General features: G+C 30.5%; 12 protein-coding genes. 5 read left to right on the top strand and 7 right to left on the bottom strand.

The genetic code is table 11. The features are described from left to right. The first annotated feature begins 146 nt into the window (after positions 1-146). The 3 genes from RMO53_RS14130 to RMO53_RS14140 all read left to right on the top strand — a co-directional run bounded on the left by RMO53_RS14130 (position 147) and on the right by RMO53_RS14140 (position 5229). Positions 147-944: a helix-turn-helix transcriptional regulator gene (locus tag RMO53_RS14130; RefSeq protein ID WP_310381931.1), complete on the top strand. Its 798-nt coding sequence runs from the start codon at positions 147-149 to the stop codon at positions 942-944. A 73-nt stretch (positions 945-1017) separates the two neighbouring features. Further along, entirely contained in the window at positions 1018-2679 is a 1662-nt protein-coding gene (locus RMO53_RS14135) for a serine hydrolase (protein ID WP_310381933.1), read from the top strand. Between the two features lie 408 nt (positions 2680-3087). After that, the gene (locus RMO53_RS14140) at positions 3088-5229 is read left to right on the top strand and encodes a DUF349 domain-containing protein (RefSeq protein ID WP_310381935.1); all 2142 of its coding nucleotides are present in this window, start codon (positions 3088-3090) and stop codon (positions 5227-5229) included. A gap of 292 nt (positions 5230-5521) precedes the next feature. Here the strand turns inward: RMO53_RS14140 and mazG are convergent, their stop codons facing one another. The 6 genes from mazG to RMO53_RS14170 form a co-directional block, all read right to left on the bottom strand. Beyond that, complete coding sequence (mazG, locus tag RMO53_RS14145; protein WP_310381936.1) at positions 5522-6307, bottom strand: nucleoside triphosphate pyrophosphohydrolase; 786 nt, start codon at positions 6305-6307, stop codon at positions 5522-5524. Positions 6308-6385: 78 nt separating this feature from the next. Next, positions 6386-6862 (bottom strand): DUF5606 domain-containing protein, encoded by a 477-nt coding sequence (locus RMO53_RS14150; RefSeq protein ID WP_310381938.1) that lies wholly within the window; start codon positions 6860-6862, stop codon positions 6386-6388. A gap of 66 nt (positions 6863-6928) precedes the next feature. Continuing rightward, the gene (gene def, locus RMO53_RS14155) at positions 6929-7516 is read right to left on the bottom strand and encodes a peptide deformylase (protein ID WP_310381940.1); all 588 of its coding nucleotides are present in this window, start codon (positions 7514-7516) and stop codon (positions 6929-6931) included. Between the two features lie 108 nt (positions 7517-7624). After that, the gene (gene ruvX, locus RMO53_RS14160; protein WP_310381942.1) at positions 7625-8041 is read right to left on the bottom strand and encodes a Holliday junction resolvase RuvX; all 417 of its coding nucleotides are present in this window, start codon (positions 8039-8041) and stop codon (positions 7625-7627) included. Further along, positions 8042-8323, bottom strand: coding sequence for a type II toxin-antitoxin system RelE/ParE family toxin (locus RMO53_RS14165; protein WP_310381944.1), 282 nt, complete (start codon positions 8321-8323; stop codon positions 8042-8044). After that, positions 8304-8546 carry a hypothetical protein gene (locus tag RMO53_RS14170; RefSeq protein ID WP_310381946.1) on the bottom strand — a complete coding sequence of 81 codons (243 nt, stop codon included), beginning with the start codon at positions 8544-8546 and terminating at the stop codon, positions 8304-8306. The genes RMO53_RS14165 and RMO53_RS14170 overlap by 20 nt, the downstream gene beginning before the upstream one ends. Positions 8547-8644: 98 nt before the next feature. On the opposite strand from RMO53_RS14170, the gene RMO53_RS14175 reads away from it, so the two are divergent. Both RMO53_RS14175 and RMO53_RS14180 read left to right on the top strand, forming a co-directional pair. Continuing rightward, a complete protein-coding gene (locus RMO53_RS14175) occupies positions 8645-9460 on the top strand; it encodes a 2,3,4,5-tetrahydropyridine-2,6-dicarboxylate N-succinyltransferase (RefSeq protein WP_310381949.1) in 816 nt (271 codons plus the stop codon). A gap of 30 nt (positions 9461-9490) precedes the next feature. After that, on the top strand, positions 9491-11347 hold the full coding sequence (locus RMO53_RS14180) for a glycosyltransferase (protein WP_310381951.1): 1857 nt from the start codon (positions 9491-9493) through the stop codon (positions 11345-11347). Here the strand turns inward: RMO53_RS14180 and RMO53_RS14185 are convergent. Next, complete coding sequence (locus RMO53_RS14185; RefSeq protein ID WP_310381953.1) at positions 11344-12111, bottom strand: Kdo domain containing protein; 768 nt, start codon at positions 12109-12111, stop codon at positions 11344-11346. The two genes, RMO53_RS14180 and RMO53_RS14185, sit on opposite strands and share 4 nt — an antisense overlap. Positions 12112-12189: the final 78 nt, after the last annotated feature.

Consider the following 12189-nt stretch of genomic DNA (forward strand, 5'->3'; position numbering starts at 1 on the left):
AGCTAATTTTGGAAATAACTTTTGGCTAATTCAAAAAGCCAAAAAAGTTATTCTAAAATTAGGCAGATTTAAAAGAATTTTAATATTTTTGATACTAACTAAATAACTAACGATGTTGCGTTAGATACTTGAATCCGCCAAAAAAAATGAATATATTAAAAAAAGGAGAATTTTTCGGAACACATTACCAAAAGTCAACTTTTGAAAATATTATTATAACTGATACTGAATATACGCATAGTAAAGTGGATTGGCATTATCACGAAAATCCCTATTTCACCTATTTACTTCAAGGTAAACTTTTTGAATCTAATAAAAAAGAGTCCTATTATCTAGAACCAGGAAATTTATTATTTCACAATTGGCAAGACGCACATTACAACATAAAACCACCCGAATATACAAGAGGATTTCATATTGAATTGAATGAAAATTGGTTTTTAAATAACGATATTAAAACAACTGATTTTGAAGGAAGCATAAATATAAAAAATCCTTTGACTAAAAATTTGATGAATAAAATCTATGTAGAATCTAAAATAAACGACCAATATTCAAATCTAGGTATTGAAACATTAATGATTGAAATTTTTAGAAATATAAAAGAAAACAAAAAAATAAGTACTAAAAAACCTGATTGGGTAAATAAACTTCAGGAACTTTTATTGGAGGAACGAATGGATTACTCCTTAAACAATTTAAGTTCTATATTAGGCATTCATCCCATTCACTTATCCAGAGAGTTTCACCGATATTTTGGCACAAGCCTAAGCAATTATATTAGGCTATTAAAAGTCAATAAAGCATTTTATTTAATTGCTTCCAATAAAATTTCAATGACAGATATCTGCTATCAATGTGGATTTTACGACCAAAGTCATTTTATTTCAAGTTTCAAACGAATCTACAATACAACTCCAAAAAAATTATTTAGAAAAATGTGATAATGTTAATTTTATACAATTTTGATGAAATTCAAAAACTCATCTTTGCAAATCATCATTAATCAATCAAAAAATGAAATTTCAAAACATCACGATCCTTTTCTTTATTCTTTTTTCGTTTTCTGTCAATGCACAAGATATGGCAGAATATACAGATAATTGGGAAGGAAAAATCGAAAATTCCAAAACTTTCAATTTAAAAGTTGAAATAAATAATTTAGGATTTGAAAAAGCTATTTTCAAAATTTATAACAATAAGAACATTATTGATTTTCCTTTTAATGCGACTACTATTAATCAAATAAAAATACCATTTACTGAAAATTTATTTTTTGAAGGTATTCTGTCTAAGGATAGTAAAGAAATTAATGGCTTTATTAAATCTGGTTTATTACTATATCATTTAAAACTAACAAAATCAAACAACAATTCTTATATAGGAGATTGGAATATTTTGATGGTAAACGAACTAAAATCTCAAGATTTTTATTTAAGTGTAGAAAATGGTTCGAAAGATGAATATCAAGCGTATCCAATTTTAGGCGACAATCGTTTTACTGGAACTTGGTGCGACAATTTCCAAAAAGAAGATAATGTCATTTCCTTTTCTGATTTTAAAACCGGATTACAATTTAAAGGAAAATTAGAACCTAATAAAATTCAACTAGGTATATACTTAGGAACCCATTTAATCACAGAAATAGATTTAAAAAAATCCAAAGCCGATTGGAAAATTGGTGGTTTTGAAACAGTTAATAAAACTTCTATTCTAAAACTTACCGAAATGGAGAATCTTATTTTAAAGGATTCATTACCCAATACGCATTCGGTTTTAATTTCGAGAAATGGCAAACTTATTTATGAAAATTATTTTGATGGTTATACCGCAAATATACCACACGATATGCGTTCATCAGCAAAAAGTATTTCATCAGCCATAGTTGGTATTGCTTTAGATAAAACATTATTCAAAAGTGTTGATCAATCTATTTTTGATTTTTTACCCACAAAATATCAAGCTCAAAAGGACAGTTTAAAAGCGAAAATAAATATTCAAAGCCTTTTAACAATGAGTTCCGGATTAGACGCTATCGATTATGGTATAAATGCAAATTCAAAATCTCCTGCAACTGAAGAAAATTTTCAAAGAACAAAGGATTGGATAGCAACAATATTATCTGTACCAATGATAAACGATCCAAATACAAAAGCAAATTATGGTTCTGCAAATCCTTATTTACTGGGAATAGCTATGGATTCTTTAGTTTCTGAACCTTTAGAATTATTTATGGATGTCAATTTATTTCAAAAACTTACTATTTCAAACTATATTATTCAGTCCGATTTAAAAGAAAATCCATATTTTGGCGGTGGAATGTATGTTACTTCTAACGATATGTTGAAATTTGGAGAGCTATATCTTAATAATGGAAAATGGAATTCAAAACGTATTTTATCAAAAAATTGGGTTAAAAATTCATTTAGAAATTATCGAGTTTTAGAAAATACCAAAGACAAAAATGGATACGGCTATTTATGGTGGCACAATACCTATCAAGTTAATGGAAAAAGTTTTGAATCTATAGAAGCTAGAGGAGCTGGTGGTCAATATATTTTTGTTATTCCTAGTTTAAAAATTGTTACAGTTATAACATCTGGAAATTTCAGAAACGGAAAAACACAACAGCCAGAAATGATTTTTGAAAATTATATCTTGCCTTATCTTAAAAAATAAAAAACAACGAACGGCTAACAGCGGTTTAGCGCAATTGAGGTTTTAGGCAAACTTTAAAGTTGGTTTTGTACTAGCGAGTTCATTTTTTAATCAAAAATTGAGTGAAAAATGAATAAATTGAGTAAATAACGTCTATTTTATTAGAAAAAAAGATTTATTGATACCCATCAATATTTAAAATTAATTAGTCTCAAAATTATTTGCGAAATTTTTTATTCAAATTAAAATTCTATAAAATTTAAGTAGGGTTTGATATTATGTTTTCTACATTTATTTTAAAACAGAAAATAGCACTCGAAAAATGCTTTATTAAATATCAATAGCTAATAAATAAAGGTTTTCTTTGAATTTAGGTATAGCTTTACTACCTTTCGCCTTCAAAAATTAGAAACCTTACACATTGAAAAAATGTTAGAAGAAAAGAATGACAACCTGCTTGAGGCAGATGGAAATTTACCGACCGAGTCAATTGAGTCTATTCAAGATGACAGAATGGTTTTCGAAACTACAGAATTAGCAACATCAGAAACTATCGAAACTGTTGCTCAAAAAGAAGAAAAAGAAGCAATTCCAGTTCAGGAAGAGTTGCAAAAACCGGTTACAAATGAAACCGTAGCCGAAATTGAAATTGTTTCAGACACGCCACTTACAGAAAAAATTACAACCGTAGAGCTAAACGATGAAAATCAAAATCAACTTTTAGAAGAAAACAGCATAGTAATTACTGATGAAGTTTTGGCAGATACAAATACTATTATTGAGAAAATTGCAGATACTAATGCCGCCGAAAGTGAAGATGAAACCTTAAAAAATCGTCACGAAATACCAATGCTTGATTATGATAATTTATCTCTAGAAACACTTGTTGATGAATTAAAAAATTTAGTCACAAATGAAAAAGTCATGGCTGTTAAAAACCATGTAGAGGAAATAAAAAAAGCGTTTTTTGCAAAATACCATCATTTAATTGATGAAAAAAAAGAAGAGTTTCTTGCAGAAAACCAAGATTCAACCCAAGAATTTCAGTATCATTCTCCTTTAAAAACACAATTTGACCAATATTATTCCCTTTTTAGAGACAATAAAAATACTCATTTTAAAAGTTTGCAAACTAATCTAAAAACTAATCTTGAGAATAGATTAGCTATTGTAGAGGAATTAAAGGAATTAATCAATCCACAAGAAAACATAAAAGACACCTTAAAGCATTTTAATGAATTAAGGGAACGATGGAAAAATGCTGGCCCAATTCCAAAAGACAAATACAACCATGTTTGGAATAATTTTCATTTTCATGTTGAAAATTTCTACGATTATCTCCACCTGGATAGAGAAGCTAGAGATCTTGATTTTAAACACAATTTAGAACAAAAACAAAAAATTATAACTCGTGTTGAAGAGTTAGTGCACGAAACAGATATTAATAAAGCTTTTAGAGAATTACAAGATTTGCATAAAATCTGGAAAGAAGACATTGGACCAGTTTCTAGAGAACATCGTGAAGATATCTGGAATAAGTTTAGCGAATTAACTAAACAAATGCACGATAAACGAGAAGTTTTATTTGAAAATTTACGAGGAACCGAACTTGAAAATTTAGAACAGAAAAACGAAATTATTGCAAAAATTCAAGTCTTAGCTACCGAAAAAGTGAATGCACATACACAATGGCTTGGACAAATAGATAAAGTAGAAGCTTTACGAAATGCCTTTTTCTCTGCCGGAAAAGTTCCTTCGGATGTGAATGAAGCAACTTGGACTAGGTTCAAAACTGCTGTAAAAAACTTTAATACATTTAAAAATTCGTTTTATAAAGATATTAAGAAAGATCAAAACGATAACTTAACCAAGAAAATTGCACTTGTAGCCAAAGCCAAAGAATTACAAGAAAGTCTAGATTTTGGGGCAACTACTCCAATAATGAAACAAATTCAAGAAGAATGGAAACAAATTGGACATGTCCCTAGAAAATACTCTGATAAAATATGGCTCGAGTTTAAAGAAGCTTGCAACCACTATTTTTATAAATTAAAAGAACAAAAAAACGAAGAAAATACTGAAGAAGTTGAAGCTTTTGAGAAAAAGAAAACTTACCTTGAATCACTAAGAACTTTTGAGCTAACGGGAGATCATAAAACCGATTTAGATGCAATTAAAGCTCATATTGAGACCTGGAAATCCTTCGGAAGAGTGCCTGTTGCGCGCAGACATATTGAAGGAAAATTTAATAAAATTCTAGATGCCTTATTTGAAAAATTAAGTTTGAGTAAAAAAGACACAGAAATGATGCGTTTTTCCAATAGAGTAGGAAATTTATCCGAAAACAATGATACTCGAAAATTAGATAATGAAAAGATTTTCTTGATGCGTAAAATTGAAGAAGTACAAAATGAAATTTTTCAATTAGAGAATAACATTCAATTCTTTGCTAACACTCGAAATGCTAAAAAAGAAAATTCTATCGTATTAGAAGTTCGAAAAAACATAGCAATTCATAAAGAAAGTTTAGATGTATTGAAAGAAAAACTGAAACAGTTGAGGAGTTTGTAGGACGTTTTAATATAATTAATGAACCTAAAAAAACCTGTACGATTTGTAAATCGTTCAGGTTTTTTTTATAATTACAACATTTTATTGTAATAATTTTATATGATTTTGTCATTCTGACGCAGGAAGAATCTCATATTATTGCTCGCAAGTTGTTGTGATTCTTCCTGCGTCAGAATGACAAATAGTGGTTATTCTTTATAGGTAATCCCAACAAAAATCCATCTATTATTTTTTGGAAAGAAGCTTAGCTTCTTCCCAAAAAAAGATGTATTTGAAAATCATAGATTTTCGATTAGCTATTTTTTGGAAGTCGCTTCGCTTCTTCCCAAAAAACATCCATCTCAGCAAGTGTCATATCCATTAATGGTTTTCCTAATTCACCTGCTTTACTTTCGAGATATTGAAACCGTTTGATAAATTTTTTGTTCGTTCGCTCTAATGCATCTTCGGGATTTACGTTTAGAAAACGAGCATAATTAATCATTGAAAACAATACATCGCCAAACTCTGCTTCAATTTTATCTTGATTTCCATCTGCAACTTCGACTTGCAGTTCTTGCAACTCTTCTTGTACTTTGTCCCAAACCTGGTGTGGTTCTTCCCAATCAAAACCTACTCCTTTTACTTTATCCTGAATTCTACTCGCTTTTACAAGTGCAGGTAAACTTTTTGGAACACCTTCAAGAACTGATTTTTTACCTTCTTTTAATTTTAGTTTTTCCCAATTTTGTTTTACTTCTTCTTCATTCGCTACTACAACATCGCCATAAATATGTGGATGACGATGAATGAGTTTATCACCTATTTCATTACAAACATGGGCTATATCAAAATCGTTTGTTTCGCTTCCAATTTTAGCATAAAAAACAATATGCAATAATAAATCTCCTAGTTCTTTTTTGACTTCGTTTAAATCATTATCCAAAATAGCATCTCCCAATTCATAAGTTTCTTCGATGGTCAAATGCCGGAGTGATTGCATGGTTTGCTTTTTATCCCAGGGACATTTCTCACGCAAATCGTCCATAATGTCGAGTAATCGCTCGAAAGCCTGTAATTGAATTTTCCTTGAATTCATATCTATTGATTTTTCGCAAAAATTAGAAATCCTGTCAGGAAAACATCTCGACAGGATTAAAATTTAGCCATACTAAAATTACTCTTTTATAGCTTTTGCTTTTTTTGCAGGAATTGTTACTTCTTCAACAATTTCTTCTTGAACAGATTCCGTTGGCGTAACAACAGCAGCTTCTTTAGAAACTAAACCTTTGACTTGCAGCAAATTATACCAGTTTAGCACTTTTTTTATATCTGATGCATATACTCTTTCTTCATCATAATCTGGAAGAATTTCTTTAAAATAGGCCATAAGTTTATGGTTGTCCTCTTTGTGTGAAATTGCTGGTCCATTATCTTCTTTTATAGCAATATTTCGCATTACTTCGCTCAAAGGTTTCTCCTCAGAAAGAGTATACATTGAAATTTCGGATAATAAACTCACGTTAGTTTTCATTACAACCGTAATTTTTTTTCCATCTATTAGAGACTCCGCAATAAATCCTGAACGCATTTGAACTTTTAATTCATACAACCCTGGTTTTCCAGAAATAGACAATATTTTTTCTAAATTCATTTTTTTAAAATGTGTATTTGATAATTCGTTTTTTAGTTTTTCAATACTATTTAACCTGTAAATTTTCTATCTTCCTTTTTTGGCAAAAAATTTCATTCTATAATCTTGAAAAGTTTTTCCTTCAAGAATGTTTTTAAGTTTCTTTTGAATCAAACGCTTTTTTAGAGATGAAATTTTATCTGTAAACAAAATTCCTTCAATATGATCGTACTCGTGTTGAATAACTCGGGCTATCAAACCGTCATAAACTTCGGTTTTCATAACAAAATCATCTTCACAATATTCAATTGTAATCGTTGGATTTCTATAAACATCTTCACGAACATCGGGAATACTGAGGCAACCTTCGTTGAAACTCCATTCCTCCCCAATTTCGGTTATCATTTTGGCATTAATAAAGGTTTTTTTGAAGCCTTTTAATTGCTCTTGTTTCTCGATTGATAAATCTTCATCATCGCTAAAAGGGGTTGTGTCTATTACAAATAAACGAAGTGCTAACCCTATTTGTGGTGCCGCAAGTCCAACGCCATTGGCATTATACATTGTCTCATACATATTGGCAATCGTTTCTTTTAAGTTGGGATATTCTATTGAAAGTTCAACACCTACTTTTCTTAAAACGGGATCACCATATCCTATTATTGGTAAAATCATTATTTTAGTATTCTATAATTAATTTTATGCTCTAAAAAAGCAAAGTGCAAAAGTAATAAAATATTTAGGATTTAGAGTGCGAAACTTAGGGATGGAATTTCAAAGCTATTAAAATATTTTTCGGTTCAAATAATCTTGAAGCATAATTGTTGCCGAAATTTCGTCGATAAGTGCTTTGTTCTGGCGCTGTTTTTTATTTAAACCGCTATCAATCATGGTCTGAAAAGCCATTTTTGAAGTAAAACGCTCATCAACCCGAATGACTATCATTTCCGGAAAATGATTGGTAAAATGAGTTACAAAACCTTTTATTATAGAAGCACTTTCTGATGGTTGTCCGTTCATTTGTTTGGGTTCGCCTATGAGTACAGCTTCAACTTTTTCTTTTGCAAAATAATCTTTCAAGAAAGCGATTGCAGTAGCTGATGGCACTGTTGTTAATCCAGAAGCAATGATTTGCATTTCATCGGTAACAGCAATTCCGGTGCGTTTTTGTCCGTAATCTATGGCGAGAATTCTTGGCATTTATAAGGAGTCTTTATGTTTTATGAACCCGAAGACAAAAACTGTTTTTTGCTCTATATTTATTTCATATACAGAAGTGTACCCTTTAAAAACATAATCTCTAATGTTTTCACTATTATAATAAATAGATTTTTTAAAATGATAAGGGCTTTTTAAATCTTTTTTGAGATTTTTAATCAAGTCTTTACGAAACTTCAACGCAGCAATAGGCTTGTCCTTATAAATATAACGAACTTGATCAATCAAATCTAATTGAAAAACCTTAATTAATTTTACGGTCATATTCAGAAAAAATATCGTCCATCATTAAGTCTAACTCATCAATTGAACAAAACTCGGCTGTACCATCTTTAATTTTAGCCAATTCAATATCCAGTTTTCTTTTATTCTCAATGAAATTTGGATCTTCATTTACAACTTTTACCTCGTCTGGAGAGAATGAGCTTAATAACTCTAAAATTTTCGATTTTAAATTTGGCTGAAATTCTATTGTAAGGGTTTCCATAATGAATAGATTTAAAGTACAAATATATAACATTTTCGATTCAATTTGCTTTTTTGCTTTTGGTTTAAAATCCTATCTTTGTCAAAAATCTAACTAAAATGAACGACTTACAACCCATTATAGAACAAGCCTGGGAAAACCGAGCTTTATTACAAGAAAGCCCTACAACTGATGCCATTAGAGCCGTTATAGAATTATTAGACACCGGAAAATTACGTGTTGCAGAACCTCTAGGTGATGCTTGGCAAGTAAACGAATGGGTCAAAAAAGCGGTGGTTATGTATTTCCCAATTCAAAAAATGGAAACACTAGAATCTGGAATTTTCGAATATCATGACAAAATGTTGCTAAAAAGAGGCTATGCCGAAAAAGGAATTCGTGTTGTTCCTAATGCAGTTGCGCGTTATGGTGCATACATTTCGAGCGGCGTAATTTTGATGCCAAGTTATGTAAACATTGGCGCTTATGTTGACGAAGGAACAATGGTTGATACATGGGCAACCGTAGGAAGTTGTGCCCAAATTGGCAAAAATGTACATCTTTCTGGCGGAGTTGGAATTGGAGGCGTATTGGAACCATTGCAAGCAGCACCAGTTATTATCGAAGATGGTGCTTTTATTGGTTCCCGTTGTATTGTTGTCGAAGGTGTTCATGTGGGCAAAGAAGCGGTTCTTGGCGCCAATGTTTGCTTGACTGCTTCCACTAAAATCATTGATGTTACCAGTGAAACGCCAGTAGAAAGAAAAGGATTTGTTCCTGCTCGTTCTGTTGTGATTCCTGGAAGTTATACTAAAAAGTTTGCTGCTGGCGAATTTCAAGTGCCTTGCGCATTAATTATTGGTACACGCAAACCGTCAACAGATTTGAAAACATCCTTGAATAATGCTTTGAGAGAATATGACGTAGCGGTATAAAAAATACACAGTTTGAAGTAAAAAAAGGAAATGAAAATACTGGTTATTCAACAAAAAATGATTGGAGATGTTCTAGTAAGTAGTATTATTTGCAATAACTTGCGAACTGCTTACCCTGACGCGCAGATTGATTATTTAGTTTATGAATCTACAACTCCAGTATTGGAAGGTAACCTCAATATAAACAATATCATTTTATTTAAAGCGGAACATAAAAATAGCAAACTTGCCTTTTTTAAATTAGCCTTACAACTCCGAAAGGAAAATTATGATTTAATTATAGATGCCTACTCTAAAATGGAAAGCTGGCTTCTGGTGCTGCTAAATGGAGCAAAAAGGCGGATTTCTTATAAAAAAGTGGGGCGTGATTTTCTTTACACTGATAATGTGCCCTTTACTGAATTTCCAAAAACAAATTTAGGTCTTGCAATAGAAAGAAGGCTTTCGTTACTAAAGCCACTAAATTTAGATATTGCAATTAATCCTTTTCCGAAATTATTTGTAACCCAAAAAGAAAATCGTGATGCTATTGCTCTTTTTGAAAAAAATCAGGTTAAAAAAAATCGAAAAACAGCGATGATTAGTATTCTAGGAAGCGAAAATCTCAAAACATATCCATTACAGTACATGTCAATGATTGTGGATAAAATTGCAGATGAATTTGATGTAAATATTCTTTTTAATTATTTTCCAAAGCAAATCGATCAAGCCAAACTAGTATATGAAAATTGTAAACCTGAAACACAAAAAAAAATATATTTTGAATTATTGGGGAATGATTTAAGAACTTTTGTTGCGATAATGAACAATTGTGATTGCATTATTGGCAATGATGGTGGAGCTATTAATATGGCAAAAGCACTCGATAAACCATCCTTTATCATTTTTTCGCCTTGGATAGAAAAAAAAATATGGGCTACTTTTGAAGATGGTGTCAATTATACTTCGGTTCATTTAAACGATTTTATACCCGAATTATTTAAAAACAAATCAGAAAAAGAAATCAAAAAAAATACTCTATTATTGTATCAGAAATTTGAACCTGCATTGTTTACAAACAAAATAAAAGCCTTTTTAACCCCTATTTTTTCAGATTATAGAAAAGAAAAAATTGAAATAATACCGGACAAAAAACTGTTTTTGAGTGTGTTGATTATTACTTACAATGAAGAAAAAAATATTGCAGCATTGTTAACTGATTTAGATTTTGCAAATGAAATTATAATTGTCGATTCCTTTAGTACTGACAACACGTTTGCAATTGCAAAATCATTCAAAAATGCAACAGTTGTTCAACATAAATTTGAGAATTATGCTGCTCAACGAAACTATGCAATAAGTCTTGCTACTAATCCATGGATACTTTTTCTAGATTCTGACGAAAGGCTTACGCCAAAACTTAAGTCCGAAATTCAGCTAAAGATTCAGTTAAATGAAGATGTAAGCGCTTACTATTTTTATAGAATATTCATGTTTAAAAACTCAAAATTGCACTTTAGTGGTTGGCAAACAGATAAAATTCATAGGCTTTTTCAAAAAGACAAAGCGCATTATGATTCGCGAAAAATTGTACACGAAAAATTAATTGTTTCAGGAAAATCTAGTAAGTTAAAAAACAAACTCATTCATTACTCCTACACTGATTATTCTAGCTATAAATCAAAAATGATTTCTTACGGAAAAATGAAAGCCAAAGAAGAATTTAATAAAGGCACAAATCCCAATTTTTTCTATTTATTCATTCGCCCTGCATACAAATTCATATATCAATTTTTAATCCGGTTAGGGTTTCTGGATGGTAAAAACGGGTTAATAATTTGTTATTTGAATGCTTTAAGTGTTTACGTTCGCTTTGAGGAGTTAAAAAAACTAAAGTCTAAAAATTAAGACTTCCAGAATTTCAATTTCTTTTTTAAGTATCTTTTTTTAGCAAAACGCTCTTGAAAATCATTGGTGTAAAACCACATTTTTTCATAAATTTCGGCTTCGGTTTGAGCTGGATATAATTTGGAATATTCGTTGCTCATTACAGCAATCATTTCCTTTTTTGGAGTCAAATGACTGAGGTTTTTCATCCTAGAATCAAAATTCATACTGTCGTGAAAATTCATTCTATTTAGATCAACCAAGAAGAAATCATAATTCCCTTTGATAGTTTTTTTAATTAAAGTGTTGCCTGGAGAATGGTCTAAAAACTCGATACCTTTTTTGTGTAAATCAAACGAAAACTGAGTGAATTGTCTTAAAATATTTTCGTGATCCGGAAAATCAGGGATTTCAACTAATTCTCGATAAGTCAAATCACATTGAAGATGTTCGCTGATATAATAGCTGTCCTTGAGTCCAATAAAGTCGTAATTCTCGTAATAAGCGATGGGCAGTGGCGTTCCAATTCCTTTTTCCAATAAGGTTGTGGCATATTCAAAAGAACGTCTGGCTTTGGATTTTCTGAAATATTTGTAGGCTATTTTATTAATTAAATGCGGAATTTTGAAGGATTTTATATTGATGGTTTTGGTTACTAATTCAAATAGCTTGATTTTATTTCTCTGTCCATCGCCAAAAAGAATTCCTTCTGAACTGAAATTATCAATACATTCATTAATCTTGACTTCAAAAGATTTACAAATAGCGTTAATCTGATATTTCATAATTGACTCTTAATCGTACAAAAGTAAGAATTGAATTCTAGACTAGAAATATTTAATGTAATTTTACATTTATATTTT

Origin of the sequence: Flavobacterium sp. (genome assembly GCF_031409475.1) — a bacterium.
Lineage (GTDB): Bacteria > Bacteroidota > Bacteroidia > Flavobacteriales > Flavobacteriaceae > Flavobacterium.

What these genes read in the sequence shown, in the direction of transcription:
- RMO53_RS14130 (WP_310381931.1), top strand. Translation starts at nt 147, where the DNA reads ATGAATATATTAAAAAAAGGAGAATTTTTCGGAACACATTACCAAAAG.
- RMO53_RS14135 (WP_310381933.1), top strand. Translation starts at nt 1,018, where the DNA reads ATGAAATTTCAAAACATCACGATCCTTTTCTTTATTCTTTTTTCGTTT.
- RMO53_RS14140 (WP_310381935.1), top strand. Translation starts at nt 3,088, where the DNA reads ATGTTAGAAGAAAAGAATGACAACCTGCTTGAGGCAGATGGAAATTTA.
- mazG (WP_310381936.1), bottom strand. Translation starts at nt 6,307, where the DNA reads ATGAATTCAAGGAAAATTCAATTACAGGCTTTCGAGCGATTACTCGAC.
- RMO53_RS14150 (WP_310381938.1), bottom strand. Translation starts at nt 6,862, where the DNA reads ATGAATTTAGAAAAAATATTGTCTATTTCTGGAAAACCAGGGTTGTAT.
- def (WP_310381940.1), bottom strand. Translation starts at nt 7,516, where the DNA reads ATGATTTTACCAATAATAGGATATGGTGATCCCGTTTTAAGAAAAGTA.
- ruvX (WP_310381942.1), bottom strand. Translation starts at nt 8,041, where the DNA reads ATGCCAAGAATTCTCGCCATAGATTACGGACAAAAACGCACCGGAATT.
- RMO53_RS14165 (WP_310381944.1), bottom strand. Translation starts at nt 8,323, where the DNA reads ATGACCGTAAAATTAATTAAGGTTTTTCAATTAGATTTGATTGATCAA.
- RMO53_RS14170 (WP_310381946.1), bottom strand. Translation starts at nt 8,546, where the DNA reads ATGGAAACCCTTACAATAGAATTTCAGCCAAATTTAAAATCGAAAATT.
- RMO53_RS14175 (WP_310381949.1), top strand. Translation starts at nt 8,645, where the DNA reads ATGAACGACTTACAACCCATTATAGAACAAGCCTGGGAAAACCGAGCT.
- RMO53_RS14180 (WP_310381951.1), top strand. Translation starts at nt 9,491, where the DNA reads ATGAAAATACTGGTTATTCAACAAAAAATGATTGGAGATGTTCTAGTA.
- RMO53_RS14185 (WP_310381953.1), bottom strand. Translation starts at nt 12,111, where the DNA reads ATGAAATATCAGATTAACGCTATTTGTAAATCTTTTGAAGTCAAGATT.